Origin of the sequence: Streptomyces lienomycini, assembly GCF_027947595.1 — a bacterium.
Taxonomy (GTDB): Bacteria; Actinomycetota; Actinomycetes; order Streptomycetales; family Streptomycetaceae; genus Streptomyces; species Streptomyces lienomycini.
The window spans coordinates 77,776-104,434 of sequence record NZ_CP116257.1; the positions used below are offsets into that span (position 1 = coordinate 77,776).

Consider the following 26,659-nt stretch of genomic DNA (forward strand, 5'->3'; position numbering starts at 1 on the left):
CCCCGGGGCCGTTGGGTCAGCTCCGGGTCCGGTCCGTGCGCAGGGCGTTGAGCAGGGCCGCGCCGCGTTCGGCGTCGTCGACGCTCACCGCGAAGTCGCTCCGGCGGCCCCGGGGCCGTATGACCAGGCACTCTCCGGCGCGCAGCATCACCGTGGTGCCGAGGCCGCTGAGGCGGTAGCCCCAGCCGCCGACCTGGGAGGGGCTGCGGACCTCCATCCGCGCCGTGTCGATGTCGCCGGGGGCCCAGCGGCGTCCGGGCCAGCCGAGCGGGCCGAAGGAGACCTCCAGGCCGCGCTCGGAGACGCGGGCCTGGACCGAGGAGAAGACCGCGCAGGCCAGGGACGCGGCGCCGCAGCCGGCGAACAGTGCCCACAGGGTGCCCGGGGCGGCCAGGCCGCCGGCCAGGGCGACGAGCGCGCCCACGGCGACCAGGCCGATCGCGGCCGCGAGCAGTTGGAGCCGGGGGTTGGCGGTCCGGGAGAACCAGACCAGTCGTCGGCCCTTCGGGATGTCCAGCGCGGGAGCGCCGCCGCCGGGCGTCGTGCCGTCGTCCGGGGCGCCGCGGTGCCGGGTGGCGAGCAGCCATCCGGCCACGCCCGCCAGGACGGCCCCGGTGAGGATGGCGACGACCCAGGCGCTGGGCTGACGGGCCTCGTGCCAGTCCGTGCGGTCGAGGTTGGCGCGGACGATCGCGGCCTGTGCGCCGGTCAGGACGACGCCCAGGGGCAGCAGGGTCACGGCGATCCACAGACGGGCCGCCGGTCCCGCCCGCATCGACGGGACGGTGACCGCCACCGCCGTCACCAGCCAGATCAGCGCGGGGACGAGGGACGCCGCCCACAGGGGCATCGAACCGTCGGGGGCGTCGCCGTCCAGGCCCCAGTGGGTGCCCAGCCGGTCGGGCAGTCGGTCCCGCGCCCAGAGAGGCAGCCCGGCGAGAACGGCCGTGACGCCGACCGTCCAGACCGCCGCCGTCGTACGCCTCGCCGCTGTCGTGTTCCTCATGGCATCCCCCTGATCATGTCGACGAGATCGGTCCTGCTGTAGCCCAGCCGGGCCGCCTCGGCGACCAGTTCCCGTACCCGGATCTGCAGTTCGGAGTGCGGTCGGGCGCCCTCGGCCACCGTCACCCCCCGGCCCCGGCGGAACTCGAGCAGGCCCTCGTCGCGCAGGCCGCGCAGTGCGCGCAGCACGGTGTTGACGTTGACGTCCAGGGCCTCGGAGAGGTCGCGGGCCGAGGGCAGGCGGTCCCCGGGGGCGCACTCCCCTTCGGCGACGGCGCGTCGGACGGCGCCGGCCACCTGTTCGTGCAGGGGGCGGGTGTCGGTCTTGTCCAGACTCAGCAGCATGGTGCTAATGAAACTATCACCATGTGCTTCATCGGTCGAGGGGAGCCGGCGCAGCGAGAAGGGCCCGTCGCGTCGGCGGCGGGCCCTTCGTGGAGGTGCGGTGGTGTGCGGGTTACTTCGTGAACGCGTAGTTCATGAGCTTGGTGGCGTCCTTGGCGCGCTGCGTCGACGACGAGGACGCCAGTACCGTGCCGATCACCGTCTTCCCCTTCCGGGTCGCGGCGAAGACCAGGCAGTACTTGGCCTCCGGCCCCGACCCGGTCTTGACGCCGATCGCCCCGCTGTAACTGCCGAGCAGCGTGTTGGTGTTGGTCCAGGGCGCCATCGTGCGGGTGCCGCCCTTCTTGGTCGTCGTCCTCGCCGTGTACTTCCTGGTTTTGACGACGGTGCGGAAGGTGGAGTTCTTCATGGCGCTGCTCGCGAGCCTGGTGAGGTCGCGCGGCGTGGAGTAGTTCTTGCCGTTGCCGATGCCGTCGAACGAGTCGAAGTGCGTGTTCTTCAGGCCGAGGCTCTTGGCGGTCGCGTTCATCTTGCCGATGAAGGACTTCACGCGCGCCGCCCGGGTCCTGCCCGAGCCGAACTTGTCGGCCAGCGCGTACGCGGCGTCGCAGCCGGAGGGCAGCATCAGCCCGTACAGCAGCTGGCGGACCGTCACCTTGTCGCCGACGATCAGGCGGGCGGAGGAGGCGTTCTTCGACACGATGTAGTCGCTGTACGCCATCTGGATCGTGACCTTGGCGTCCAGGTTCAGCTTCGGCTGGGAGAGCACGACCTTGGCGGTCATGATCTTGGTCGTGGAACCGGTGGACCGCTTGGTGTCGGCGGCCTTGGTGTAGAGCGCCCTGCCGTTCGCGTCGTTCATCACGAAGCCGCCCTTGGCGGCGACCGAGGGCGCGGCGGCGGCCCGCGCGGGAGCGGCGGCGGCCCGTTCGGGTGCGGCGGCGGCCCGTTCGGGTGCGGCGGCGGCCCGTTCGGGTGCGGCGGCGGCCCGTTCGGGTGCGGCGGCCTGCGCGGGCGCGGTGGCGAGGGCTCCGGTGGCGAGTACGGCGCCGCCGGTCAGGGCGGCGGCGACGGCCCTGCGAAGGCGGAGGCCCGAAATGGTGTTCATTGAGTTGATTACCCCGATTATGGTGAAGTCCCCTGGTGTGCGGCCGCGTTGTGGTCGATGGAGCTCGGGCCGCGTCAGTGCGACCCGTGAAGGGCGCGATTGGTTGCGCGGCGCGGCGCGGGACGGCTCAGGATCCCCCTGGCGGGTGACCGGATGTCCGGATGGTGGACCGGAGCCCCTCTTGCGTCCCTGTTGTATCTATCCTGTCGGCATGACCACGGCAGTGAAGCAACCCCCCGCGGCGGACCGCGTCTACACCCACGTCAAGCAGGGCGTCCTCGACCGTCACTACGAGGGCGGGACGCTGCTCACCGAGGGGGAGCTGGCCGAGGCGGTGGGCGTCTCCCGCACGCCGGTGCGCGAGGCGCTGCTCCGCCTGGAGGCCGAGGGGCTGATCCGGCTCTACCCGAAGAAGGGCGCGCTGGTCCTGTCCGTCTCCGCGCAGGAGATCGCGGACGTGGTGGAGACCCGGCTGCTGGTCGAGACGCACGCGGCGCGGAAGGCCGTGCCCGCCCCGCCCGGGCTCGTCGAACGGCTGGAGGAGCTGCTCGCCCGGCAGCAGGAGCAGGCCGCGGCGGGTGACTTCGCCGGCGCCTCCGTCACCGACCGCTGCTTCCACGCCGAGATCGTCCGCAGCGGCGGCAACGAGATCCTCTCCCGCCTCTACGACCAGCTCCGCGACCGCCAGCTGCGCATGGGCGTCGCCGTCATGCACTCCCACCCCGACCGGATCGCCCACACCCTCGCCGAGCACGAGGAGATCCTCGACGCGCTGCGCTCCGGGGACGCGGAGGCGGCCGTCGGCGTGGTGGTCCGGCACGTGGGCTGGTTCTCGCACCTGGCCCGGGGGGAGGTCCGATGAGCACGGCCACCTCGGCCGGCCGCGTCCTGCCCGGCGATCCTCCGGGCGGCCGGCGGGCGATCGCCGTGTGGGGCGTCGGCGTGTCCGTCTACTTCGTCGCGGTCATCTTCCGTACGTCCCTCGGGGTCGCCGGTCTCGACGCGGCGGACCGCTTCCACGTCAACGCCTCCGCGCTGTCCACCTTCTCCATCCTCCAGCTGCTGGTCTACGCCGGCATGCAGATACCCGTCGGCCTGCTGGTCGACCGGCTCGGCACCAAGAAGGTGCTGGGTATCGGCGTCGTGCTGTTCACCGCCGGGCAGCTGGGCTTCGCCTTCTCCCCGTCGTACGGCACGGCGCTGGCCTCGCGCGCGCTGCTGGGCTGCGGTGACGCGATGACGTTCATCAGCGTGCTGCGGCTGGGCACCCGCTGGTTCCCGGCCCGGCGCGGGCCGATGGTCGCCCAGCTCGCCGGCCTGGTCGGCATGGCGGGCAACCTGGTCTCCACCCTGGTCCTCGCCCGGTTGCTGCACGGCATCGGCTGGACCGCGGCGTTCGCGGGCAGCGCGCTGGCGGGCGCGGTCGTCTTCGTCCTGCTGCTGCTCTTCCTCAAGGACCACCCCGAGGGGCACGAGCCGGAGCCGCTGCCGCACCAGGGGGCCGCCTACGTACGGCGGCAGATCGCCCGGTCCTGGCGGGAGCCGGGGACGCGGCTCGGACTGTGGGTGCACTTCACCACCCAGTTCCCGGCGATGGTGTTCCTGCTGCTGTGGGGGATGCCGTTCCTGGTCGAGGCGCAGGGGCTGTCCCGGGCCACGGCCGGCACACTGCTCACCCTCGTCGTGCTGTCCAACATGGCGGTCGGCCTGGCCTACGGCCAGATCATCGCCCGGCACCACGCGGCCCGGCTGCCGCTGGCGCTCGGCACGGTGGGCGCGACGGCCCTCCTGTGGGCGACGACGCTGGCCTACCCGGCCGAGCACGCCCCGATGTGGCTGCTGGTGGTGCTGTGCACCGTGCTGGGTGCGTGCGGGCCGGCGTCGATGATCGGCTTCGACTTCGCGCGGCCGGCGAACCCGCCGGAGCGGCAGGGGACGGCGTCCGGGATCACCAACATGGGGGGCTTCGTGGCGTCGATGACCACGTTGTTCGCGGTGGGGGTGCTGCTGGACGCGACGGGGGACGACTACACCGTCGCCTTCTCGTCCGTGTTCGTGCTCCAGGCGCTCGGCGTCACGCAGATCCTGCGGCTGCGGAAGCGGGCCGCGCTGCGGGAGCGGGAGCGGTTGGTGGCGAGCCGGGTGGAGACGGTGCACGTGCCGGTGTAGGCACCCGGCGTGGGTGCGGGGCCGGACTGGGGGCTGCCGCCCCCAGGCCCCGCGTCGGCCCGAACGGCCCCGTCCTCACATGCCGGACGGGTTGGAAGGACTCACTGCGTCACCGTGAAGTTCCGCAGGATCGCCGCCGTCAGATCCGGGTCGCCCTCCGTCTTGATCCGGTCCGCCACCGCCTGCGGGGTCACGCGGCCGCAGGCCAGGAGGAAGTACGTCTCCCAGTCGAGGGTGAGGGTGGCGGCGGGGCCGAGGGCGGGGGACGTCTCGAGGGTGCCGCGGCCCTGGATGTCGACGCGGATGGTGCGCAGGAACTCGACCGGGCCGTTGACGTCGAAGACGACGGCCGAGCTGCGCGGCGCGTCCGCCCGCTCGGCGACGACGGCGGGCAGCTCGGAGAGCAGCACGTCACGGGCGACGTGCGCGCCGGGGGAGTCCAGGTCGCCGGGGCGGCCGAGGGCCGTGCGCAGGTCCTGCTCGTGCGCCCAGACGTCGAAGGCGTGCCGGCGCATGGAGTCGTGCAGGGTCAGTTCGGTGCCGAGCGGGCCGCGCACCTTGGCGCCGGGGTCCCGGGACTCGTTCCGCAGCTGGCGGTTGCGCCGGATGATCATGTACTCCAGCTCGGACGTCATCTCCGGCGCCGTGTGGTGGCGGCGGACGTCGACCTGCATCTCCATGTAGCGCTGGTGGTCGTTGGTGACGTGGTAGAGGTCGCGCGGGAGCGTGTGGATGGGACGGGGGTCGCCGAGCATCTCTGAGTCCAGGCCCAGGACGTGGGAGACGATGTCGCGCACCGACCAGCCCGGGCAGGGGGTGCGGCGGTTCCACTCTGCCTCCACAAGCGGCTGGACCAGCTCGGATATCGCCTCGATGGAGTGAGTCCAGGCGTCGGCGTAGGGCTGGAGGGTGGGATGCAGACTCACGGAACGGGACCCCTCGGCGGTCGGTACACGGGCGTGTGGTGGCGGCGGTGGCTGCGGTCGGCGGGCGTCTTGGAACGCTAAGTTACGCTGCTGTGCGGCACCCCGGCAGTGCTTTCGTGTGACGATCGTAGGCCCGTGTGGACGGCTCGAATGCCAGGACGGTGGTAGTGTGCGCGCCTCTTTGATTCAAATCGCCGTGAACGAGGACGAACCGGTCGAAGAACGTCGCCTGCGGGCGGCGGCTCTGGTGCGGGAACAGGCGGGCGCCGACCTCGTCGTGCTGCCGGAGCTGTGGACCACGGGCGCGTTCGCCTTCGAGGACTTCTACCCGGCGGCCGAACCGCTGCGGGGCCCGACGTACGAGGTGATGGCGAAGGCGGCGAGCGATGCGGGCGTGTGGCTGCACGCGGGGTCGGTCCCCGAGCGCGGCCCGGACGGGCGGCTCTACAACACCTCTCTCCTCCTCTCCCCCTCCGGTGACCTGGTCGCCTCCTACCGCAAGATCCACCGCTTCGGCTTCGACAAGGGCGAGGCCGTGCTGATGGGGGCGGGACACGAGCCGGTGACGGTCCGCCTGCCGGAGACCGTCCTCGGGGTGGCGACCTGCTACGACCTCCGCTTCCCCGAACTCTTCCGCTCCCTCGTCGACGACGGTGCCGAGACCCTCGTCGTCCCGGCGGGCTGGCCGGAGCGCCGCCGGGCCCACTGGACGCTGCTGGCCCAGGCACGGGCGGTGGAGAACCAGGCGTTCGTCCTCGCCTGCGGAACGGCCGGGACACACGCCGGAGTTCCGCAGGCCGGTCACTCGATCGTGGTCGATCCGTGGGGCGAGGTGCTCGCCGAGGCCGGCGCGGACGAGGAGGTCCTCACGGTGGAGTTCGACCCGGCGAAGGCGGCGCGGACCCGGGAGCAGTTCCCGGCCCTGAAGGACCGGGTGCTGGGTCTGGAGCCGCCGCGGCGGTAGCCCGGCACGGCGGCGGACGGGACGCGGCGGCGCGCATCGGCGAGGACCGCCGCCGCGCCTCCTACACTCCCGCGCATGGAGTCCACCGGTGTCCCCGCGGTCCGGCGCATCCGGATCCCGTCCGACGGCGCCCACTTCGCCTCGGCGTTCGAGCTTCCGCTCTCCGGGCTGCCGCGCCGCACCGCGGAGGAGTGGGCCCGGACCACCTTCGAGGACACCCCGGAGCTGCTGCGGGAACTGCTCCGGGCGGGCTGGAGGGGCGTGCTGGGCCTGCGTCTGGGCCCGCGGTCCTCGGCGCGGCACGTGATCGGATGGCGCACGGTGGAGGCCGGGCCGGGCCGGATCACCCTGGAGGCCCGCGCCCCCGCGCTGACCGCCCGCAACGTCGTCACCGTCGACGGCACGCGACTGGTCTGGGCGACGTACGTGAACTTCGAGCGCCGGACCGGCCGGGCGCGGTGGTCCCTGGCCGCGCCGGTGCACCACCTGGCCGTGCCGCTGCTCCTCGGCCGCGCCGTCCGCCGTTCGGCGTGAGGCCCGGCCGGCCCGCGCTCCTCAGTCGTCCTCCCGCTCCTTCTGAGCCAGGTGGATCACACACACCGTCAGGGCGATGAGCAGAGCGGGGTCGGCGTCGTCCCGTACGACGTCCACGCCGTAGGTGTCCCGGAGGGTCAGCCACCGGCGGGAGACGACGGCCAGCAGTTCACCGTCGTACTCGACGGCGAACTCCCGGTCGAGGATCTTGCCGCTGACGTCCAGCTCGGTACCGTCCGCCAGGGTGACCCGGTAGTGGTTGCGCAGCAGGGAGAGACGTTTCCGCTTGATCCTGGCCAGCGGCTCGCCGCCCCGCTCGATCACCATCGTGTCGCGCAGGGCGAACATCTTCTGGTGGATGTCGATGAGCACGCGCCCCTGGGTGTCCTTCAGTTCCCAGGTGTCCCGCAGCCGCATCGCCTTGCCGTCGACGAGGAAGACCTTGTTGCCGTTGTCGTCCTCGATCCAGTAGTCGTCACCGATACCGAGGAGCCGGTCGTACACGAGGAATCTCATGTCCTGACCGCTTCCCCGCCGGGCGCCGGGGAACGCGGCCGGTAGGCCGACAGGCTGAGTCGGGTCGCGTGCGGTGTCCGCACGGGTCAGGAGCCGTAGCCGTTGTGGTAGCCGTCCTGGGGGTGGTGGTGGGGCCGTTCCTCGACGACCGGGGTCGTCGGCGGCACCACGACGCGGCGGCGCCGGGCGATGCTGCTGAACGTGGCGATCCCGATCAGGCCGACGATCATGAAGATGACCCCGACCAGGTCGAGGTTGACGCCCTGCATGTCCCAGTCGGTCGCGAACGTGAGGATGGCTCCCACGGCGATGAGGATGATGCACCCGCCGAGGCCCATGAGTGTTGCCTCCCTGTAGATCCGGTCGGTTCCGGGTTTCCGGTCGATCCGGTTCCGTGCGGGTACCCCCGGCCGGAACACACATGCGGGGCAGGGGTGTTCGGGCCGGGGAGCGCGCGGGGGATCAGCCCTCCAGGAACGCCACCAGCGCGTTGGCCAGCAGGTGCGGGTCGTCGGCGCCGCACAACTCCCGGGCGCTGTGCATCGACAGGATGGCCACGCCGATGTCGACGGTGCTGATGCCGTGCCGGGCGGCGGTGATGGGGCCGATGGTCGTGCCGCACGGCATGGAGTTGTTGGAGACGAAGGTCTGGAAGGGGACGTCCGCCTTCTCGCAGGCGGCGGCGAACACCGCGCGGCCCGAACCGTCGGTGGCGTAGCGGTTGTTGACGTTGACCTTGAGGATGGGGCCGCCGCCCGCGCGCGGGTGGTGCGTCGGGTCGTGCCGCTCCGCGTAGTTGGGGTGGACGGCGTGGCCCGTGTCGGAGGAGAGGCAGACCGTGCCGGCGAAGGCGCGCGCCCGGTCCTCGTAGGAGCCGCCGCGGGCGAACACGGAGCGCTCCAGCACGCCGCCGAGCAGCGGCCCGTCGGCACCCGTGTCCGACTGGGAGCCGGTCTCCTCGTGGTCGAAGGCGGCGAGGACGGGGATGTACGGCAGGCCGGCGCCGGACGTCGCGACCGCGGCCAGGGCGGCCGTGCCGGCGTGCACGGACAGGAGGTTGTCCATGCGCGGCCCGGCCACCAGCTCCCGGTCGCGGCCCAGGTACGCCGGGGGTTCCACGGAGTGGGTCATCAGGTCCCAGCCGGTGACCTCGCCGCGGGCCAGGCCCGCCTCCTCCTCCAGGAAGGCGATGAGGTCGCCGTCGCGCACGTCGCCGAGGCCCCACACGGGCTGGAGGTGGCGCTGCTTGTCGAGCTTGAGGCCCTCCGTGGAGACGTTGCGGTCCATGTGGATGGCGAGCTGCGGGACGCGGAGCAGCGGGCGGTCGACGTTGACCAGGCGGGTGGAGCCGTCGCGCAGCGAGAGGCGGCCGGCCAGGCCCAGGTCCCGGTCGAGCCAGGAGTTCATCAGCGGGCCGCCGTAGATCTCCACGGCGACCTGCCGCCAGCCGTGCGACCCGGTGTCCGGGCGGGGCTTGACGCGCAGGTTGGGGGAGTCGGTGTGGGCGCCGACGATACGGAAGGGGGTGTGCGCCGCGGCGCCCTCCGGGACGTACCAGGCGATGATCGCACCGCCGCGCAGGACGTACTTGCCGCCGCTCGTCCCGTCCCAGGCGTCCGTCTCCGCGACCTGCCTGAAGCCGGCCTTCTCCAGCCGCTCTGCGGCACTCGCCACGGCGTGGTACGGCGTGGGGCTCGCCGCCAGGAAGGTCATCAGGTCGTTGGTGTGGCCGCGGTCGAAGCGGGGGGGTGCGCTCATGGGGTTCACCTTAACGACGTACGAGGACCCGCTTCCCGTCTGGCGGGAGCGGGCCCTCGTGGGGACGTGCGGAACGGGCGGAGGTGCCGGGCCTGTCCTAGAACGCGGCCTCGTCCAGCTCCATCAGGTCCAGCTCGACGCCCTGGGCGGTCTTGCGGGCGAGGGTGAGGCCGGGCAGGACGTTGGCGGCGAAGAACTTCGCGGCGGCGATCTTGCCGGTGTAGAAGGCCTTGTCCTTGGCGGACGCGGTCGGCAGCTTCTCGGCGGCGATCGCCGCGCCCTTGAGGAGCAGGTAGCCGACGATCACGTCGCCGGAGGCCTGGAGCAGGCGGGTGGTGTTGAGGCCCACCTTGTAGATGTTCTTGACGTCCTGCTCGGTGGCCGCGAGGTCGGTGAGCATCAGGCCGACGATGGCCTCCAGCTCGACGGCGGCCTTGGCCAGGTGCTCGCGGGCGCCGGACAGCTCCTCGCCGCCGGTGGCGAGGGCCAGGAACTTCTTGATGTCCTCGGCGAGGGAGTTCAGCGCGGCGCCCTGGTTGCGGACGATCTTCCGGAAGAAGAAGTCCTGGCCCTGGATCGCCGTGGTGCCCTCGTACAGGGTGTCGATCTTGGCGTCGCGGATGTACTGCTCGATCGGGTACTCCTGGAGGAACCCGGAGCCGCCGAAGGTCTGCAGCGACTGCGCGAGCTGCTCGTACGCCTTCTCCGAGCCGTAGCCCTTGACGACGGGCAGGAGCAGGTCGTTGAGCGCGTGCTCGGCGGACGCGTCCTCGCCGTTCGCCTCCTTGACCTGGATCTCGTCCTGCACGGAGGCGGTGTACATGACCAGCGCGCGCATGCCCTCGGCGTACGCCTTCTGCGTCATGAGGGAGCGGCGGACGTCCGGGTGGTGCGTGATGGTGACCTTGGGGGCCGCCTTGTCCATGAAGTTGGCCAGGTCGGGGCCCTGGACACGCTCCTTGGCGTACTCCAGGGCGTTGAGGTAGCCCGTGGAGAGGGTGGAGATCGCCTTCGTGCCGACCATCATGCGGGCGAACTCGATGATGCGGAACATCTGGCGGATGCCGTCGTGCCTGTCGCCGATCAGCCAGCCCTTGGCGGGGTGGCGGTCGCCGAAGGTCATCTCGCAGGTGTTGGAGGCCTTCAGGCCCATCTTGTGCTCGACGTTGGTGGCGTAGACGCCGTTGCGCTCGCCCAGCTCGCCGGTCTCGAAGTCGAACTCGTACTTGGGGACCAGGAAGAGGGACAGGCCCTTGGTGCCGGGGCCGGCACCCTCGGGGCGGGCGAGGACGTAGTGGAGGATGTTCTCCGACATGTCGTGCTCGCCGGACGTGATGAAGCGCTTCACGCCCTCGATGTGCCAGGAGCCGTCGGCCTGCTCGACGGCCTTGGTGCGGCCGGCGCCGACGTCCGAACCGGCGTCCGGCTCGGTGAGGACCATGGTGGAGCCCCACTGCTTCTCGACGGCGATCGAGGCGATGTGCTTCTGGACCTCGTTGCCCTCCTCGAAGAGGATGCCGGCGAAAGCGGGGCCGGAGGAGTACATCCACACGGCCGGGTTGGCGCCGAGGATCAGCTCCGCGTACGCCCAGATCAGGGAGCGCGGCGAGGTGGTGCCGCCGATCTCCTCGGGCAGGCCGAGCCGCCAGTACTCGGAGTCCATGAAGGCCTGGTAGCTCTTCTTGAAGGACGCCGGGACCGGCGCGGTGCTGGTCTCCGGGTCGAAGACCGGCGGGTTGCGGTCGGCGTCGGTGAAGGACTCGGCCAGCTCGTTCTCGGAGAGGCGGGTCAGCTCCTCGAGGACGCTCTTGGCGGTGTCCGTGTCCATCTCCGCGAACGGGCCCGTGCCGTACACCTTGTCGCGGCCGAGCACCTCGAAGAGGTTGAACTCGATGTCCCGGAGATTCGGCTTGTAGTGCCCCATGGCGACGCTCCCTTGAGAGATCGGCGAGGCACTGGCTCCTCGCATCCGTACACGTACCAACTAGTAGCTCCGATGATGCTACCCGTCGGTAATAAGAAGCAACCCCGAGCCGCCCATCTGTGACTCGTTACTCGTTACGCTGTGCGGCATGTACGGCTACGACCAGACCGCGGGCCAACAGCAGCAGCAGTACGCCCCGCCCCCGCAGCAGCCGATGGGCGGCGGGTACGGGCAGCAGCCGCCGCTGTACCCCGAGCCGTCCCCGCCCTCGCTCGCGGACGCGGTGCGCGCCTTCACCACCGGCCAGATGTCCGCCGAGGACTTCCAGCAGATCTTCGCGACCTCGAAGGTCTACTGCCCGCGCGGCGACAACCCCGGCTTCCTCGCGCTGCACAACACCCAGCAGCCGGTGATCCCGATGTTCACCGGCCTGAAGGAGCTGCGCCGGTACGCGGGCAAGGAGTCGAAGTACTTCGTGATCACCGGAGCCGAGGTGATCGACCTGCTGCCGACCGGCTACGGCTTCGTCCTGGACATGGAGGGCGAGCACCGGATGGTGTTCGACGCGAAGGCTGTCGAACAGATGGTCGATTTCGCGATGCGTCGCATGTACGGCTAGGCGCCACCCGCGTCCTGCTCGTGAGCCCGGAGGGAATGCCCTCCGGGCTTTTGTGGTTCCTGGTGGCAAGAAGTTCAACGCTCAACTAAAGTGGGGCGTACGCCGCCCGAGGAGGTCGACATGCCCGCAGTGACCGTCGAGAACCCGTTGACGCTGCCCCGCGTATCCGCGCCCGCCGACGCCGTCGCGCGTCCCGTGCTCACCGTCACGACCGCGCCCAGCGGTTTCGAGGGCGAGGGCTTCCCGGTGCGCCGCGCGTTCGCCGGGATCAACTACCGCCATCTCGACCCGTTCATCATGATGGACCAGATGGGTGAGGTGGAGTACGCGCCCGGAGAGCCCAAGGGCACCCCCTGGCACCCGCACCGCGGCTTCGAGACCGTGACCTACATCGTCGACGGGATCTTCGACCACCAGGACTCCAACGGTGGCGGCGGCACCATCACCAACGGCGACACGCAGTGGATGACGGCGGGCTCCGGGCTGCTGCACATCGAGGCGCCGCCGGAGCAGCTGGTGATGTCCGGCGGGCTCTTCCACGGGCTCCAGCTGTGGGTGAACCTGCCGGCCAAGGACAAGATGATGGCCCCCCGGTACCAGGACATCCGCAGCGGCAGCGTCCAGCTGCTCACCTCCCCGGACGGCGGCGCGCTGCTGCGCGTCATCGCCGGTGAGCTGGACGGCCACGAGGGCCCCGGCATCACGCACACGCCGATCACGATGGTCCACGCGACGCTGGCGCCGGGCGCCGAGGTCACCCTGCCCTGGCGGGAGGACTTCAACGGCCTCGCCTACGTCATGGCCGGGCGCGGGTCGGTGGGCGCCGAGCGGCGTCCGGTCCACCTCGGGCAGACCGCCGTCTTCGGCGCCGGGGGCGCGCTGACCGTCCGCGCGGACGAGAAGCAGGACGCGCACACCCCGGACCTGGAGGTCGTGCTGCTCGGCGGGCGGCCGATCCGGGAGCCGATGGCCCACTACGGCCCGTTCGTGATGAACACCAAGGACGAGCTGATGCAGGCCTTCGAGGACTTCCAGAAGGGCCGTCTGGGGACCGTCCCGGCCGTGCACGGGATGTCGGACGAGGGCCCCGGCGCCTGAGCACGCGTCACCCGGGCGGGCCGTCCGCGCAGGACAGCCCGCCCGGCGCGTGATCGGCTGGGGACGTGCAGTTGCTCCCCGGCCCGGTGCGCCGGTTCGCCGCCTGGTGCGCCGTCATCCTGCTCGCCAGCGGTGTCGCGTACGTCGCGATCCGGCTCTGCGTCGAGTTCCGCACCGCGGTGACCCCGGCCCTGCTGGCGCTGCTCGGCACCGCCCTGCTCAGACCGTTGCACGCGCGCCTCGTGAAGGCCCATGTGCAGCGGTCGCTGGCCGCCGGGCTGACCTGCGTCGCCGTACTGGCCGTGGTCGGCGGGGCCGTGTACATCGTCGTCTCCGCGCTCGTCCGGACCGGCGACCAGATCATCGACTCGCTCCGGCACGCGGCCAAGGGCGTCGCCGACCACTTCGGCGCGGCGGGGACCTCGCTGGACGACGTCGCGTCCAACGCGCGCGAGCTGCTGGGCAAGTTCGGCGGCACGGCCGCCTCGGGCGTGGTGACCGGGATCAGTGTCGTCGGCGAGATGCTGGCCATGGCCGTGCTCGCCCTGCTGCTGGTCTTCTTCTTCCTGCGCGACTCCGACCGGGCCGCCGGCACCGTGCGCGCCGTCGCCCCGCCCGGCGGCGCCGACATGGTCGAGGCCATGGCACGGCGCGCGTTCGGGGCCGTCGAGGGCTTCATGCGGGGCACCACCCTGATCGCCCTCATCGACGCGGTCTGCATCACGGTCGGCCTGCTCGTCCTGCGCGTTCCCGGCGCGGTCGGGCTCGGGGCGCTGGTCTTCGTGGGCGCCTACATCCCGTACCTGGGCGCGTTCATCTCCGGCGCCGTCGCCGTCCTGGTGGCGCTGGCGGACCGGGGCTTCGTCGTCGCGCTGTGGGCCCTCGGGGTGGTGCTGGCGGTGCAGGTGCTGGAGGGGCACGTGCTCCAGCCGATGATCCAGAGCCGGACCGTGCAGATGCACCCGGCCGTCGTGCTGCTGGCGCTCACCGCGGGCGCGTCGGTGGCGGGCATCCTGGGGATGCTCCTCGCCGTCCCGCTGACGGCCGCGGCGTTCGGCATCGTGCACGAGCTCCAGGGGCGTTACGGGGCGGACAGGACCTCCGGGTCGACCGAGGGACCGGCGCCGTCCTCCGGGGCGGCGGACTCGTAGAGCTCGTACCAGATGCTCTTGCCCTCGCCGCGCGGCGCGACGCCCCACGCGTCGGCGAGCATCTCGATCAGCATCAGTCCGCGTCCGGAGGACGCCATCTCCCCCGGTCGGCGCTTGTGCGGCAGGTCGTCGCCGTTGTCGGTGACCTCCACCCGGATCCGCCGTTCGCCGGGCTGCCCGGAGACCTCGGCGACCAGCAGGGCGTCGGTGTCGGTGTGGACCAGGACGTTGGTCAGCATCTCCGAGAGCAGCAGCACCGCCGAGTCCCGCTGGTCCTCGCCCGGCCAGTCGTGCAGCAGGTCCCGCAGGTGCCGGCGGGCGGTGGCGATCCGGGCCGGCTCCGCCTGGGCGACGGTCAGCATGGTGCGGCGCACCGGCGCCCGGACCGCCGTGCTGTCGCCGCAGCCGCAGCCCTCGCCCTGCCGGCACAGCAGCAACAGGGCGATGTCGTCCTCCCGCCGGTCGGCCAGCGGCCCGGTGGTGTGGTGCGAGGAGGGCCCGTGCACGGCCTGGACCAGGGCGTCGGCCAGTTCCTCCAGGCTGCCGTCGTGCTCCTCCAGGATCACCCGCAGGCGGTGCCAGCCGGTCTGCAGGTCGTGGCCGCCGGTCTCGACCAGGCCGTCGGTGCACAGCATCAGGGTGTCCCCGGGCTCCAGGGCGAGCCGCGTGGTCGGGTAGTCGGAGTCCGGGTCGATGCCCAGCGGCAGCCCGCCCGCCGTGGCGAGGATCAGCGCCGTTCCGTCCGCCATGCGCACCACCGGGTCCAGGTGTCCGGCGCGGGCGCTCTCCATGGTGCCGGTGGCGGGGTCGACCTCGGCGTAGTAGCAGGTCGCGAAGCGCAGGTCGCCGGGGTCGTCCTCGGACTGGGTGAGGCCGTGGAAGAAGTGGGAGGCGCGGGAGAGCACCGCGTCGGGGCGGTGGCCCTCCGAGGCGTAGGCGCGCAGGGCGATGCGCAACTGGCCCATCAGCGCCGCCGCCCGCACGTCGTGTCCCTGGACGTCGCCGATGACCAGGGCGAAGCGGCCCCCGGGCAGCGGGATCATGTCGTACCAGTCGCCGCCGACCTGGAGGCCGCCACCGGTGGGGACGTAGCGGGCGGCGATGTCCATGCCGGGGATCTCCGGGCCGAGCGCGGGCAGCATGGTGCGCTGCAGCCCCTCGGTCAGCTCCCGCTGGTTCTCGGCGGCGCCCGCCCGGGACAGGGCCTGGGCCAGCATCCGCGCCACGGTGGTCAGCACGGAACGCTCGTCCGGCGTGAACGCGACCGGGTAGGCGAAGGCGGCGAGCCAGGCGCCCATGGTGCGGCCCGCCACGGTGAGCGGCAGGTAGGCCCAGGAGCGGCGGCCGAAGCGCTCGGCGAGCGGCCAGGTCATGGGGTAGCGGGACCGGTACTGCTGGGGGGAGGAGAGATAGACGGCACGGCCGGTGCGGGCCACCTCGGCGGCCGGGTAGTCGGTGCTGAGGGACATGTCCACGAACGGGTTGACCTCGTTCTCCGGCTGCCCGTGGTGGCCGATGACGGTGAGGCGGTCGCCCGAGACCCCGAAGACTGCGAGGCCGTCGGGGGAGAACCCCGGCATCGACAGCCCGGCCGCGACCCGCAGCACCTCCTCGGTGGACCGCGCCTCGGCCAGGGCCCGGCCGGCGTCCAGCAGGAACGCCTCCCGCGAGCGGCGCCAGTCGCCGGTGACCGCGCTGCGTCCGGCGGGGGTGCCCGGCCTCGGCTCGGTGACCTCCTGCAGGGTGCCGGTCAGCTCGTACGCCTTGCGCGCGGGGTCGAACGAGGGCTTGGAACGGCTGCGTACGACCCGGACCACGTGGCCGTGCTCGTCCATGATCCGGATCCGGACCTCGGCGAGGGTGCCCTCGGCGACGGCGAGCTGGACCACGCCGGTGATCTCGTTCCAGTCCACCGGATGCAGCCGGGCCCGTACCTGGGCCTCGGTGAGGGTCGCCCGTTCGGCGGGCAGCCCGAGCAGGCGGGCGGCCTCCGCGTCCACCGTGACCTCTCCCTCGGCGGTGTCCCAGTGCCACAGACCGGTCGCGAGAGCGGCAAGGACGACTCCCACCTCGGGCAGGGGCTCACCAGTACGCATTGCCCCACTTTAAGAAGAGGTGATCGGACGCTGCCACCGGTCGCCCCGGCGGTCACGGCGAGTCAATGGGGAGGATGTCGGCTGTGGGCGCCCGGTACGCTGGGGTTGTTTCACGTGAAACGCCATCCCCGATCCGCGAAGGCTGGACGAACGACGATGCATCGGTACAGGTCCCACACCTGCGGCGAGCTCCGCTCCTCTGACGTCGGTACCGACGTCCGACTGAGTGGCTGGCTGCACAATCGGCGCGACCTGGGCGGCATCCTCTTCATCGATCTGCGCGATCACCACGGCATCACGCAGCTCGTCGCCCGTCCGGGCACCGAGGCCTACGAGGCGCTGGACAAGCTGACCAAGGAGTCGACCGTTCGGGTCGACGGCCAGGTCGTCTCCCGGGGCGCCGAGAACATCAACCCGGACCTGCCCACCGGCGAGATCGAGGTCGAGGTGGGCGAGGTCGAGCTGCTCGGCGCCGCCCAGCCGCTGCCCTTCACCATCAACGCCGAGGACGGCGTCAACGAGGAGCGGCGGCTGGAGTACCGCTTCCTGGACCTGCGCCGCGAGCGCATGCACCGCAACATCATGCTGCGCACGTCGGTCATCTCCTCGATCCGCAGCAAGATGGTGGCCCTCGGCTTCAACGAGATGGCGACGCCCATCCTCACCGCCACCTCCCCCGAGGGCGCCCGCGACTTCGTGGTCCCCTCCCGCCTGCACGCGGGCCGCTTCTACGCGCTGCCCCAGGCGCCGCAGCAGTTCAAGCAGCTGCTGATGATCTCCGGCTTCGACCGGTACTTCCAGATCGCGCCCTGCTTCCGCGACGAGGACGCCCGCGCCGACCGTTCGCCGGGCGAGTTCTACCAGCTCGACGTCGAGATGAGCTTCGTCGAGCAGGAGGACGTCTTCCAGCCGGTCGAGCGGCTGATGACGGAACTGTTCACGGAGTTCGGAGGCGGCCGCGAGGTCACGTCCCCCTTCCCGCGGATCCCGTTCCGCGAGGCGATGCTGAAGTACGGCTCCGACAAGCCGGACCTGCGCGCCAAGCTGGAGCTCGTCGACATCACCGACGTCTTCGAGGGCTCGGAGTTCAAGGCCTTCGCCGGCAAGCACGTGCGCGCGCTGCCCGTCCCGGACGTCGCCGCCCAGCCCCGCAAGTTCTTCGACCAGCTCGGCGACTACGCGGTCTCGCAGGGCGCCAAGGGCCTGGCCTGGGTCCGCGTCGGCGAGGACGGCAAGCTGACCGGCCCGATCGCGAAGTTCCTCACCGAGGAGAACGTCGCGGAGCTGACCAAGCGGCTCGCCCTGGCCCCCGGCCACGCGGTGTTCTTCGGCGCGGGCGAGTTCGACGAGGTCTCGAAGATCATGGGCGCGGTGCGGGTCGAGGCCGCCCAGCGCGCCGGGCACTTCGAGGAGAACGTCTTCCGGTTCTGCTGGATCGTCGACTTCCCGATGTACGAGAAGGACGAGGAGACGGGGAAGATCGACTTCTCCCACAACCCCTTCTCGATGCCGCAGGGCGGCATGGACGCTCTGGAGAACCAGGACCCGCTGGACATCCTCGCCTGGCAGTACGACATCGTCTGCAACGGTGTCGAGCTGTCCTCCGGCGCGATCCGGAACCACGAGCCCGAGATCATGATCAAGGCCTTCGAGATCGCGGGCTACGACGCGGAGACCGTCGAGCGCGAGTTCGCCGGCATGCTGCGCGCCCTCCGCTTCGGCGCCCCGCCCCACGGTGGCATCGCCCCCGGCGTCGACCGCATCGTGATGCTGCTGGCCGACGAGCCCAACATCCGCGAGACCATCGCCTTCCCGCTCAACGGCAATGCCCAGGACCTGATGATGGGCGCCCCGACCGAACTGGACGAGTCCCGGCTGAGGGAGCTGCACCTGACGGTGCGCAAGCCGCAGCCGAAGTAGCCTGCGGCCCCGGTACCGCAACGAGGGGCTCGAAACCGCGGCACGGTTTCGAGCCCCTCGCCGTCATCACACCTGGTGAACGGGGGTTGAAGACTTACTGGGTCCACCTCCTCGCGCACTCGTCCTTGTACGTCAGGAGCCAGCACTTGAAGCCGTAGCCCACGAGGTCGATCTCCGCGGAGGACAGGCCGGCACGGGCGCCGATGCCTGAGAACTTCTCCCGGAACGCCGAATTGGCGCTGTCCACGGGGAGCCCGGCGATCGCCACCCTTTTGATCAGATCAATGCAGACTTCCCAGAGCTCCGCCTCGAATTCAGGTGCCAGCTCCACGGCGTACTTCTTCATGACTGCCCCTCTCATGCGGTGCTGTGACCACGAGTGCGTTCCTCCACACGGCGGCCTGGTGGCGTGCGGGGCTCGACGAGGTTCGCGGCGCGGACGGAGTAGGGCTGACGCTCTGGTCAGGGCTCGAGCGGCAGCGAGGGCTGTTCCGCCGCCGGTCCCAGGTACGTGTACTCCGTCGACCGGGCGATGCCTACCGAGTCCAGGCACTGACGGAAGCGGACCCGGAAATGGATGTTGTCTCCGAGGCCGGGGCGCATACGGAGCAGTTCCTCGGGCTCGTCGAAGTGGACGTCGTAGGCCGGCGCGTTCCTGGACGTGCCCGTCTTGACCTTCACCCAGCCGCTTTCGCGAAGCTCCGTGATACGGCCGGAGATGATCATCTCCTGGTCGCGGGGTCGTGACGGTTCGCGAAGCCGCTGCACATAACGCCTGCCACGTCCGGTGAGACGCGCCCTGCGCATGTCCCCCTCGGCGCCGTACCAGGTCACCCCCAGGTCGAGCTCGTACTTGCCCAGAGCCCGGGCCAGGGTGTCCACCGCGTCGAAGAGGCGCGACCACTCCCGGACGTCCTGCTCGGCCTCCAGCGCGGCGAGCAGATGGGTGAGCGTACGCATGCCGGTGCTCGTGGCGGAGGTGACGGGGGCCTCCATGGCTGAAGGCTCTGCGGGGAGGGCAGTAGCCACGGGACGGGCATGTACCACGGTGCTGCCGGCCGAGATGCCGGTGAGCTCCAGCTGTACGGGAGTGCCCGCGGCGACGGAGATCGCGTTCTCCACCGGGTCCAGCAGAGCGTCACCCCACTGGAAACGCAGAGCGCCCCTCTCGGCGTCGGGACCGGTCAGACGGAGCCGCAGTTCCTCGTCGAGACGCGCGTCCGGCTCGTATGCACGCACCGCCGCGAGGCGGTTCGCGCGGTGTTCCGCCTCGATCTCCTCGTCGTCCCGTTCCTCGGTGCCCATCTCTTCGAGGAGGCGCGCGGCGGTCTCGGCGGCTCCCGGATTGTTCCGGAGCAACGCACGCCTGCGCTCTCGCCAGCTGTCGCCGGTGGTCACAGTCGCACCTCCAGGTATCCGCGTGCCGGGGCGGCACTTTCGTGGGACGGGGAACGGTCCGTGTGTCCGGGCAGACGGCAGCGCTGCCACCAGTCGTCCCACACGCCCCGGCCGACGGGCCGGTACCCGACTCTGACCGGTGAGACGCCGAACTTGCGCAGCATGTGGGCCCGGCTCTGGAAAGCGGTGGTCAACCATTTGGAGCCGGGCCTGCCGCGAACGGCGCGCTCGGCGCCCACGTCGATCAGGAGCGTCGCGTCGATGTTCCGCGGATCGGTCTTCGCGCTCACGAAGCTGCCACCGAGCCACAGCCTGTGGATGAGCGTGCGCCCGTCCAGGGCGTCCGCGTACGAGTCCTCCAACGCGAAGAACGGCTCCAAATACTTGTTCAGTCCGTCCCACAGCGCCCAGCGTGTGTCGGAGCCAAGGAACTCCGGCGCGAGGACCAGCATGTCCTCCGCCTCGCCGACGGAGAGGGAGTAGCGGCCCAGGGGAAGGAATCCGTTCGCGGCGAAGGAAGGCAGCACATGAAGTCCTTGTCGGGTACAGATGGGTGCTGGGGCGGCACGGGGCGCGATGGTTCGTCGGCACGGCTCATCCTGTCGTGCGCATCTCCTCTACGTCAGGACTTCCGGGCACTCGGTCGGCCACCGCTCGGCACTCACGGCACCTGCCCGGTTGAGGGGCCCGGAAGGCGCGGTCGCAGTCGTCGCAGGTCTGGAGGGGATGCCGGGGCTCGGGGGCGGCTGACGGGACCGGGGGCCGGAACGGCGGCGGTGGCGGCAGCTGGGCGGTCAGGCGGTGGGCGAGGAAGGCGGCGGGCCGGATCAGGGGCTCGTGCGGCAGGTTCTCGGTCAGGGCGTGGCGTACGGCGGTGGGGGTGACCTCGCGTTCCAGCCAGGCGGCGACGCCCGGGGCGAGGTGCTCGGCGTCGGTGGCGGAGAGGAGGAGCCGCGGGTCGCGGCGGCGCAGGCCCGTGAGGACGTCGACGGCCGCCTGGAGGAGCGCGGGTGCGGTGCACGACGGATGGGGCACGGCGGGGAGGCGCTTGCGTGGCGGCTTCTCCTGGGGCGCGCGCCGGGCGGCGGGGCGGGATGCCGTCTCCCGTGCGCTGCCGTTGCCGCTGTGTCCGGGCCTGTTGCGGGAGACCGTCCTGGTGACGATCCGGCCGGTGGACGTGCGGGTACACGTGCGTTGCAGGTAGCCGTGCTTCTCCAGCTCGCGCAGCCCGGCCGCGATGCGGGTGGGGCCCTCCGGAAAGCGGGCGGCGAGGGTCTTGATGTCGACGGAGGTGCCCTGGCGCACGGACTGGATGTAGCAGGAGAGTCCGATGGCCAGCAGGGACAGCTCCTTGTGCTGGACGAGGTGGTTGCCGACCACCGTGAAGCTCTCGGTGTGGCGGACGTTGTCGTGGACGACGCCCGCGAGCGGCTGCTCGTGGGGGTGGTCTACGTCCACGGTTCCGGACGTGGCGGGGGTGGGCGCGTTAGGGTGCTGGGCAGCCATCGGGAAGAGGTCCTCTGTCTTCCTTGGTGGTCAGGCCCTCGCAGTGGGATGCCATTCCCGGCGAGGGCCGTCGCATGTCTGGTGGTGGTGTCGCCGCTGAGCGTAGGGCAGACAACTGGTCCCGAAACCAGTCAAGATGGCATATTCACTCGCGAGAGTGACCGCGTCCGGCGGGAGGGAGGGGTGGGGCTTGGTGGGGTGCTTTCTCCTCAGTCAGTGGTTCATAGGAGGCGCAGGTGCGACCGGAACCCGCCCCGTCACGTTCCGGCACTTTCTGTGCCGGGAGGGCGAGTTCGGCCCAGACCGTTTTGCGGGGCGGCAGGCCGGGGGTCACGCCCCAGCGGTCGGCGAGGGCCGCCACGAGGGCCAGACCGCGGCCGGACTCGTCGTCGGGGCCGGTGGGGCGCGGGTGCGGCAGCCGGTCACCGCGCGTGTCCGTGACCTTGATGCGGAGGGTGTCGCCGACCACGTAGAGCAGGAGCTGGAAGTTCCGGCCCGGGACGCGTCCGTGGGTGGCGGCGTTGTTCGCCAGCTCGGCCACGATGTGCGCCGCCGGGTCCAGCGGCAATTCCCAGGTGCGCAGTTGTTTGGTAGCCAGTAGGCGGGCGAGGCGGGCACCCCGGGGCGTGGGGGACAGCAGGAGGCCGAAGTTGCGGACGTGTCCGCCGGGTTGGGTCAGTTTCTGATTCACGTCACTCAGCGTGGCCGCGACTGCGTACCGTGAAGCGTGATAACGCCGTTGCGTACGGTCACTGTCTGACGGTTGTCCGGTGGTGTCCGGGCTTGTCACGGCGGTGCGTGCGGGTAGGGCGTGACTGGCACGAGGCGGTACGACGGAGGGGCGCGCGCATGTCGGTGGACGGTGAGGTTCGGCAGCTCAGGACCGAGGCTGACGAGCCGGGGTGGGAGGTGGACCCGGACGACGAGTGGGGCGTGGCTGTGGTCGCCACCGTGGGACGGCAGTTGAAGCTGCGCCGGGAGGCCGTGGGCATGCGGGTCGGCGAGTTCGGCCAGGCCGTGGGGTATGGCGAAGATCTCGTCTACAAGATCGAGGGCGGGAAGCGGATCCCCCGACCGGAGTATCTGGACATGGCCGACGAGGTGTTGGGCGCGGGTGGGCTGCTCGCCGCGATGAAGGAGGACGTGGCGAAGGTCCGGTATCCGAAGAGGGTGCGGGAGATCGCCAAGTTGGAGGCGCAGGCGGTCGAGGCGGGGCTGTACAGCAACCACAACATCCACGGACTGTTGCAGATTGAGGAGCACATGCGGTCGCTCTTCGGTGCGTGGCTGCCTGCCTACTCGGACGAGGAGACGGAGCGCATGGTGGCCGCACGCATGGCTCGTCGTTCCCTCTTCGAGAGGTCACCCGCGCCGACGCTCAGCTTCGTCCAGGAAGAGGTGACGCTTCGGCGCCCGGTCGGGGGCAGAATGGTGTGGCGTCGGCAGCTTGAACATCTGCTGGAGCTGGGTGAGTTGCGGAACGTGTCGATCCAAGTGATGCCGACAGACGTTGAGGATCACTTCGGTACGGGCGGGCTGATCGAGGTGTTGAAGTTTCCGGACGGCGCGTCGGTCGGTCGCTCCGAAGGGGCATTCAACGGGCGACCGGTAACCGATCCGAAGCAGATCCGCATCCTTGACCTGCGCTATAGCATGATCCGGGCACAGGCGCTCACGCCCCGAGAGTCGCGGGCGTTCATCGAGCAGATGCTTGGAGAAACATGAGCGGCACACCCTCCACCAGGGACGACTCCGCGCTGGTGTGGTTCAGGAGCAGCTACAGCAGCAGCGGCGACGGAAACGACTGCGTCGAGGTGGCGACCACCCCCGGCACCGTCCACGTCCGCGACTCCAAGTACCGCGACGCGAGCCCCCGCCTCGCGGTGGCGCCGGAGGTGTGGGCGGACCTTGTGACGTACGCGTCCGGAAGCTGACTTCTCAACTGCGCATCCCCTGGGTTCGGTTGTCACCGGGCACGGGGCGCGTTGTAGTCAGGCTGCCTGGGCGGTGAAGGCCACTGAAAGGTCGCTGTTGGGCGTGATGTCCAGGTGCAGCGTGGATTCGAGAGCAGAGGCCAGGCGTTCGAGGAGGGGGATGGTCGGTGTGGAGCCGCCGTGCTCCAGGCGTGAGATGGCGGCTTGGGACATGCCCGCGCGTTCGGCGAGTTGGGTCTGGGTCAGCCCCAGGGCAGTGCGACGGTCGCGGATTGCCTTGCCGAACAGGTAGGCGCGGCGGGCTTCCTGGTATCCCTCACGCGCCCGGTCGGCATCGGTGATCTCCCAGCGAGTGTGGCTCATGGGGTGTCCTCCGGGAAGCGGTCGTAGACGGTATGGGCGGGCGGGTGCTCGGCCTCGCACTCCTTCTGGACAGCCTGGGCCCGCTCTACCTCGGCGCTCTCCTGTGGTTTCGTCTTGGCGAAGACGGTGAGAAGTACGATGCGCCTACGCGGCGCGAGCCAGTAGGTGATGCGGTAGTGCTGCCGTCCGAGTCGGAACCGAAGCTCTCGTACCTTGCCGCCGAGGTGACGGCTGTAGGGCTCGTCGAGTATGCCGTCGAAGTCGACCAGGAGGTCGGCGTAGAACATCACCCGGCCATGGTCGTGCGGGGTCAGGGTGTCCAGCCATTTTTCGACCTTGGGTTCGAGGATGCTATATATCGTCGAGGGTATGGGCAATGTGGGCCCCACCGGGGTCTGTCAAAAGCCCCTGCTCAGTGGACGGTCAGCTGAGAGAAGCTGATCGTGAGGGCCTCCGTCGAGGTGCCGTCCGCTCCGGCCGGAGACTGGTCGATCCTGGTGACCCTGGGGTTCGCCATCTCGTACCGCTTCACGGGATTGTTCTGGTAGTCGAGAACGACGAGGGAGACGGTCTCGGGCGTGGTCTCTCCGGCCGCGAACCTGGTGAGCTCCTCGGACTTGGTCTGGCCGCGAACGATCACCGCCTCCCCACCCGCGCCGGCGCCGGGAATCAGGCGGCGAGCGGCTTGGCCGTTCTGTGACTGTTGCGTGGTCTGCTCGTCTGCTTCCGTGCGCAGGTCGGAGACCTCCGCGAGGTACTCGACGTCTCGGCCGTCCATGTTGAAGGCGAAGTTGCGCGAGGTGAGGGCGTCCCCCGCCAGGATGTCCTTCGTCTCCACCTTCTCGGTCGCGCTGGAACGGGGCTTCGCCTCGGCATCGGACGAGCCCGCGTCCGACGAGCCGCTGCCGCATGCGGTCAGCAGTCCCAGCGAGAGCAGCCCCGCGGTGGCCGCGCCTGCGATGCGACGGCGGCGAAGACGGGCGGAAGTGGAGCGGGCCATGGTGAATCCCCTGTGTCGTCGGACGTCCCGTACCGGGCGTCACTGACACTTTCAACCCGCTGTGCGGCTTCCATTGTGGTCATGTCACGGGCTTGCTACCGAGGCTTCGGACGGTGACGGGTCCACAAGTGACCTACCGCGCCACGAACTGGGTCAGGATCGCCTGGACCTCGTAGATGTCGACGCCCTTGGTGAAGGTCTTCTGGATCGGGGTCGCGCTGCCGGAGAGCCAGATCTTCAGTTCGGCGTCGAGGTCGAAGTGGCCGGCCGTCTCGACCGCGAAGTGCGTGATGCTGCGGTACGGGATCGAGTGGTACTCGGTCTTCTTGCCGGTGATGCCCTGCTTGTCGATCAGGATCAGCCGCCGGTCGGTGAACAGTATGGTGTCGCGGATCAGCAGGTAGGCCGCGTGGACCTGCTCGCCGTGGCCGAGCAGGCGCGCGTACTCCTGCTGCGCCTGGGCCGGGTCGATGCTGTGTGCGTTGCCGAAGAGTGCCATGGTTTCCCCCCATGTGAGCCGACTGTTTGTACGATCTTCGCAAACGCGGAGGCCCGGGAGAAGCTTCTGCCTCTCCCGGGCCCCTGCTGTAGCGAGCGCGTTACGCCGTCGGCTTCTCCTCGAGACGCGGGAAGAGCACCGCGCCCTTGGTGACCGTCGCGCCGGCGGGCAGGCGGCCCCAGTCGGCCGCGTGCTGGACCTGCTGGTCCGCGAGGGCGCCCAGGGAGGGCTCGGCGCCGAGGGAGTCCCAGAGCTTCTGGGAGGTGTCCGGCATGATCGGGTTCAGGAGGACCGCCACCGCGCGGAGCGCTTCCGCGGCCGTGTAGAGGATCGTCGCCAGGCGGGCCTTGCCCTCAGGGGACTCGTCCTTCGCGACCTTCCAGGGCTCCTGCTCGGTGATGTAGCCGTTGACCTGCTTGACGAAGTCGAAGACGGCCAGGATGCCGCCCTGGAAGTCCAGCTCCTCGCCGATCTTCCGGTCGGCCTCCGTGACGGACCTGGTCAGGCCGTCGTGGATGGCCTTCTCGGCGTCGCCGTCGGCCGTCGCGGCCGGCAGTTCGCCGCCGAAGTACTTGCCGACCATCGCGGCCACGCGGGAGGCGAGGTTGCCGTAGTCGTTGGCCAGTTCGCTGGTGTAGCGGGCGGAGAAGTCCTCCCAGGAGAAGCTGCCGTCCTGGCCGAAGGCGATCGCGCGCAGGAAGTACCAGCGGTACGCGTCCACGCCGAAGTGCGAGGTCAGGTCCTGCGGCTTGATGCCGGTCAGGTTGGACTTCGACATCTTCTCGCCGCCGACCATCAGCCAGCCGTTCGCGGCGATCTTGCCGGGCAGGGGCAGGCCCTGCGCCATCAGCATGGCCGGCCAGATGATCGCGTGGAAGCGGAGGATGTCCTTGCCGACCAGGTGCACGTCGGCCGGGAACGTCGACTCGAACTTCTCGGGGTTCTCGTTGTAGCCGACCGCCGTGGCGTAGTTCAGGAGGGCGTCGACCCACACGTAGATGACGTGCTTGTCGTCCCAGGGGACCGGGACGCCCCAGTCGAAGGTCGAGCGGGAGATGGAGAGGTCCTGGAGGCCCTGGCGGACGAAGTTCACGACCTCGTTGCGCGCGGACTCGGGCTGGATGAAGCCCGGGTTGGCCTCGTAGTGGGCGAGCAGCTTCTCGCTGTACTCGCTGAGCTTGAAGAAGTAGTTCTCCTCGCTGAGGATCTCCACCGGCTTCTTGTGGATCGGGCACAGCTTCTGGCCCGCGTACTCGCCCTCGCCGTCGAGCAGCTCGCCGGGGAGCTTGTACTCCTCGCAGCCCACGCAGTACGGGCCCTCGTAGCCACCCTTGTAGATCTCGTCCTTGTCGTACAGGTCCTGCACGAACTCCTGGACGCGGTCGGTGTGCCGCTTCTGCGTGGTGCGGATGAAGTCGTCGTTCGCGATGTCGAGGTGCTCCCACAGGGGCTTCCAGGCCTCCGTGACGAGCTTGTCGGCCCAGGCCTGCGGGGTGACCCCGTTCGCCTCGGCCGTACGCATGATCTTCTGACCGTGCTCGTCCGTGCCGGTGAGGTACCACACCTTCTCGCCGCGCTGGCGGTGCCAGCGGGTGAGCACGTCGCCTGCGACGGTCGTATAGGCGTGGCCCAGGTGAGGAGCGTCGTTGACGTAGTAGATGGGGGTCGAGACGTAGTACGCCTTCGCTCCCCGCTTCTCTGATCCAGTGGCCGCCATGGTCGAAATCCTACTGGGCCCGTGGAGATCGACTCACACGCGTTTCGGGGGGTGGACGGAGGGCTTCCCCTTCGCCCACCCCCCGAAAGGGTTGATCGTGCGGCTGCTG

At 70.4% G+C, this 26,659-nt stretch carries 29 protein-coding genes; 10 read left to right on the forward strand and 19 right to left on the reverse strand.

The genetic code is table 11. The annotated features are described in order from the left end of the window. Nucleotides 1-16: 16 nt before the first annotated feature. The 3 genes from BJ961_RS00345 to BJ961_RS00355 form a co-directional block, all read right to left on the reverse strand. The gene (locus BJ961_RS00345; RefSeq protein WP_271319332.1) at nucleotides 17-1,006 is read right to left on the reverse strand and encodes a DUF1648 domain-containing protein; all 990 of its coding nucleotides are present in this window, start codon (nucleotides 1,004-1,006) and stop codon (nucleotides 17-19) included. After that, nucleotides 1,003-1,350: a GntR family transcriptional regulator gene (locus BJ961_RS00350; protein ID WP_271319333.1), complete on the reverse strand. Its 348-nt coding sequence runs from the start codon at nucleotides 1,348-1,350 to the stop codon at nucleotides 1,003-1,005. The genes BJ961_RS00345 and BJ961_RS00350 overlap by 4 nt, the downstream gene beginning before the upstream one ends. A gap of 112 nt (nucleotides 1,351-1,462) precedes the next feature. Next, nucleotides 1,463-2,458 (reverse strand): D-alanyl-D-alanine carboxypeptidase family protein, encoded by a 996-nt coding sequence (locus tag BJ961_RS00355; RefSeq protein ID WP_271319334.1) that lies wholly within the window; start codon nucleotides 2,456-2,458, stop codon nucleotides 1,463-1,465. Nucleotides 2,459-2,669: 211 nt separating this feature from the next. Here BJ961_RS00355 and BJ961_RS00360 point away from each other — a divergent pair, with 211 nt between their 5' ends. Together BJ961_RS00360 and BJ961_RS00365 are read left to right on the forward strand one after the other, a co-directional pair. Further along, nucleotides 2,670-3,320 (forward strand): GntR family transcriptional regulator, encoded by a 651-nt coding sequence (locus BJ961_RS00360; RefSeq protein WP_271319335.1) that lies wholly within the window; start codon nucleotides 2,670-2,672, stop codon nucleotides 3,318-3,320. Next, nucleotides 3,317-4,627 carry an MFS transporter gene (locus BJ961_RS00365; RefSeq protein ID WP_271319336.1) on the forward strand — a complete coding sequence of 437 codons (1,311 nt, stop codon included), beginning with the start codon at nucleotides 3,317-3,319 and terminating at the stop codon, nucleotides 4,625-4,627. Before BJ961_RS00360 ends, BJ961_RS00365 begins: the two co-directional genes overlap by 4 nt. A gap of 101 nt (nucleotides 4,628-4,728) precedes the next feature. Here BJ961_RS00365 and BJ961_RS00370 read toward each other — a convergent pair whose 3' ends face one another. Further along, complete coding sequence (locus tag BJ961_RS00370) at nucleotides 4,729-5,553, reverse strand: maleylpyruvate isomerase family mycothiol-dependent enzyme (protein WP_271319337.1); 825 nt, start codon at nucleotides 5,551-5,553, stop codon at nucleotides 4,729-4,731. Nucleotides 5,554-5,722: 169 nt separating this feature from the next. Here BJ961_RS00370 and BJ961_RS00375 point away from each other — a divergent pair, with 169 nt between their 5' ends. Beyond that, nucleotides 5,723-6,517 carry a carbon-nitrogen family hydrolase gene (locus BJ961_RS00375; RefSeq protein WP_271319338.1) on the forward strand — a complete coding sequence of 265 codons (795 nt, stop codon included), beginning with the start codon at nucleotides 5,723-5,725 and terminating at the stop codon, nucleotides 6,515-6,517. A 75-nt stretch (nucleotides 6,518-6,592) separates the two neighbouring features. Then, nucleotides 6,593-7,051 (forward strand): DUF2867 domain-containing protein, encoded by a 459-nt coding sequence (locus tag BJ961_RS00380; RefSeq protein ID WP_271319339.1) that lies wholly within the window; start codon nucleotides 6,593-6,595, stop codon nucleotides 7,049-7,051. Between the two features lie 21 nt (nucleotides 7,052-7,072). Here BJ961_RS00380 and BJ961_RS00385 read toward each other — a convergent pair whose 3' ends face one another. From BJ961_RS00385 to BJ961_RS00400, 4 genes are all read right to left on the reverse strand, one after another. Continuing rightward, a complete protein-coding gene (locus BJ961_RS00385; protein WP_271319340.1) occupies nucleotides 7,073-7,567 on the reverse strand; it encodes an LURP-one-related/scramblase family protein in 495 nt (164 codons plus the stop codon). Between the two features lie 86 nt (nucleotides 7,568-7,653). Next, on the reverse strand, nucleotides 7,654-7,905 hold the full coding sequence (locus BJ961_RS00390) for a DUF6458 family protein (RefSeq protein ID WP_271319341.1): 252 nt from the start codon (nucleotides 7,903-7,905) through the stop codon (nucleotides 7,654-7,656). Between the two features lie 124 nt (nucleotides 7,906-8,029). Continuing rightward, on the reverse strand, nucleotides 8,030-9,325 hold the full coding sequence (locus tag BJ961_RS00395; protein WP_271319342.1) for a M18 family aminopeptidase: 1,296 nt from the start codon (nucleotides 9,323-9,325) through the stop codon (nucleotides 8,030-8,032). Between the two features lie 97 nt (nucleotides 9,326-9,422). After that, nucleotides 9,423-11,249: an acyl-CoA dehydrogenase gene (locus BJ961_RS00400; RefSeq protein WP_271319343.1), complete on the reverse strand. Its 1,827-nt coding sequence runs from the start codon at nucleotides 11,247-11,249 to the stop codon at nucleotides 9,423-9,425. A gap of 148 nt (nucleotides 11,250-11,397) precedes the next feature. Here BJ961_RS00400 and BJ961_RS00405 point away from each other — a divergent pair, with 148 nt between their 5' ends. The 3 genes from BJ961_RS00405 to BJ961_RS00415 all read left to right on the forward strand — a co-directional run bounded on the left by BJ961_RS00405 (nucleotide 11,398) and on the right by BJ961_RS00415 (nucleotide 14,117). Beyond that, a complete protein-coding gene (locus tag BJ961_RS00405; RefSeq protein WP_003975142.1) occupies nucleotides 11,398-11,868 on the forward strand; it encodes an SseB family protein in 471 nt (156 codons plus the stop codon). 120 nt (nucleotides 11,869-11,988) lie between these two features. After that, the gene (locus tag BJ961_RS00410) at nucleotides 11,989-12,966 is read left to right on the forward strand and encodes a pirin family protein (RefSeq protein WP_271319344.1); all 978 of its coding nucleotides are present in this window, start codon (nucleotides 11,989-11,991) and stop codon (nucleotides 12,964-12,966) included. A 65-nt stretch (nucleotides 12,967-13,031) separates the two neighbouring features. Continuing rightward, nucleotides 13,032-14,117, forward strand: a complete 1,086-nt coding sequence (locus tag BJ961_RS00415; protein ID WP_271319345.1) for an AI-2E family transporter — start codon at nucleotides 13,032-13,034, stop codon at nucleotides 14,115-14,117. Here BJ961_RS00415 and BJ961_RS00420 read toward each other — a convergent pair. Beyond that, complete coding sequence (locus tag BJ961_RS00420; RefSeq protein WP_271319346.1) at nucleotides 14,048-16,213, reverse strand: SpoIIE family protein phosphatase; 2,166 nt, start codon at nucleotides 16,211-16,213, stop codon at nucleotides 14,048-14,050. The genes BJ961_RS00415 and BJ961_RS00420 overlap by 70 nt on opposite strands. A gap of 156 nt (nucleotides 16,214-16,369) precedes the next feature. Between BJ961_RS00420 and aspS the strand changes: the two genes are divergently transcribed. Next, nucleotides 16,370-18,133, forward strand: a complete 1,764-nt coding sequence (aspS, locus tag BJ961_RS00425) for an aspartate--tRNA ligase (RefSeq protein WP_271319347.1) — start codon at nucleotides 16,370-16,372, stop codon at nucleotides 18,131-18,133. Between the two features lie 94 nt (nucleotides 18,134-18,227). Here aspS and BJ961_RS00430 read toward each other — a convergent pair whose 3' ends face one another. From BJ961_RS00430 to BJ961_RS00450, 5 genes are all read right to left on the reverse strand, one after another. Next, the gene (locus tag BJ961_RS00430) at nucleotides 18,228-18,479 is read right to left on the reverse strand and encodes a hypothetical protein (RefSeq protein WP_271319348.1); all 252 of its coding nucleotides are present in this window, start codon (nucleotides 18,477-18,479) and stop codon (nucleotides 18,228-18,230) included. Between the two features lie 116 nt (nucleotides 18,480-18,595). Next, complete coding sequence (locus tag BJ961_RS00435) at nucleotides 18,596-19,531, reverse strand: hypothetical protein (protein ID WP_271319349.1); 936 nt, start codon at nucleotides 19,529-19,531, stop codon at nucleotides 18,596-18,598. After that, nucleotides 19,528-20,058 (reverse strand): DUF6932 family protein, encoded by a 531-nt coding sequence (locus BJ961_RS00440; protein ID WP_271319350.1) that lies wholly within the window; start codon nucleotides 20,056-20,058, stop codon nucleotides 19,528-19,530. The genes BJ961_RS00435 and BJ961_RS00440 overlap by 4 nt, the downstream gene beginning before the upstream one ends. A 67-nt stretch (nucleotides 20,059-20,125) precedes the next feature. Next, a complete protein-coding gene (locus BJ961_RS00445) occupies nucleotides 20,126-21,037 on the reverse strand; it encodes a helix-turn-helix domain-containing protein (protein ID WP_271319351.1) in 912 nt (303 codons plus the stop codon). Nucleotides 21,038-21,182: 145 nt separating this feature from the next. Further along, nucleotides 21,183-21,728, reverse strand: a complete 546-nt coding sequence (locus tag BJ961_RS00450) for an ATP-binding protein (protein ID WP_271319352.1) — start codon at nucleotides 21,726-21,728, stop codon at nucleotides 21,183-21,185. A 158-nt stretch (nucleotides 21,729-21,886) separates the two neighbouring features. Between BJ961_RS00450 and BJ961_RS00455 the strand changes: the two genes are divergently transcribed. Continuing rightward, on the forward strand, nucleotides 21,887-22,762 hold the full coding sequence (locus BJ961_RS00455) for a helix-turn-helix domain-containing protein (protein WP_271319353.1): 876 nt from the start codon (nucleotides 21,887-21,889) through the stop codon (nucleotides 22,760-22,762). After that, nucleotides 22,759-22,971 (forward strand): DUF397 domain-containing protein, encoded by a 213-nt coding sequence (locus tag BJ961_RS00460; RefSeq protein WP_271319354.1) that lies wholly within the window; start codon nucleotides 22,759-22,761, stop codon nucleotides 22,969-22,971. Before BJ961_RS00455 ends, BJ961_RS00460 begins: the two co-directional genes overlap by 4 nt. A 57-nt stretch (nucleotides 22,972-23,028) precedes the next feature. Here BJ961_RS00460 and BJ961_RS00465 read toward each other — a convergent pair whose 3' ends face one another. The 5 genes from BJ961_RS00465 to metG all read right to left on the reverse strand — a co-directional run bounded on the left by BJ961_RS00465 (nucleotide 23,029) and on the right by metG (nucleotide 26,550). Next, a complete protein-coding gene (locus BJ961_RS00465; RefSeq protein WP_271319355.1) occupies nucleotides 23,029-23,334 on the reverse strand; it encodes a helix-turn-helix domain-containing protein in 306 nt (101 codons plus the stop codon). Beyond that, a complete protein-coding gene (locus BJ961_RS00470) occupies nucleotides 23,331-23,723 on the reverse strand; it encodes a type II toxin-antitoxin system RelE/ParE family toxin (RefSeq protein WP_333782068.1) in 393 nt (130 codons plus the stop codon). The genes BJ961_RS00465 and BJ961_RS00470 overlap by 4 nt, the downstream gene beginning before the upstream one ends. A 23-nt stretch (nucleotides 23,724-23,746) precedes the next feature. Continuing rightward, a complete protein-coding gene (locus BJ961_RS00475) occupies nucleotides 23,747-24,334 on the reverse strand; it encodes a phage tail protein (RefSeq protein ID WP_271319356.1) in 588 nt (195 codons plus the stop codon). A gap of 133 nt (nucleotides 24,335-24,467) precedes the next feature. After that, nucleotides 24,468-24,833: a PH domain-containing protein gene (locus BJ961_RS00480; protein WP_271319357.1), complete on the reverse strand. Its 366-nt coding sequence runs from the start codon at nucleotides 24,831-24,833 to the stop codon at nucleotides 24,468-24,470. 100 nt (nucleotides 24,834-24,933) lie between these two features. Then, nucleotides 24,934-26,550: a methionine--tRNA ligase gene (gene metG / locus BJ961_RS00485; RefSeq protein WP_271319358.1), complete on the reverse strand. Its 1,617-nt coding sequence runs from the start codon at nucleotides 26,548-26,550 to the stop codon at nucleotides 24,934-24,936. Between the last annotated feature and the right edge of the window lie 109 nt (nucleotides 26,551-26,659).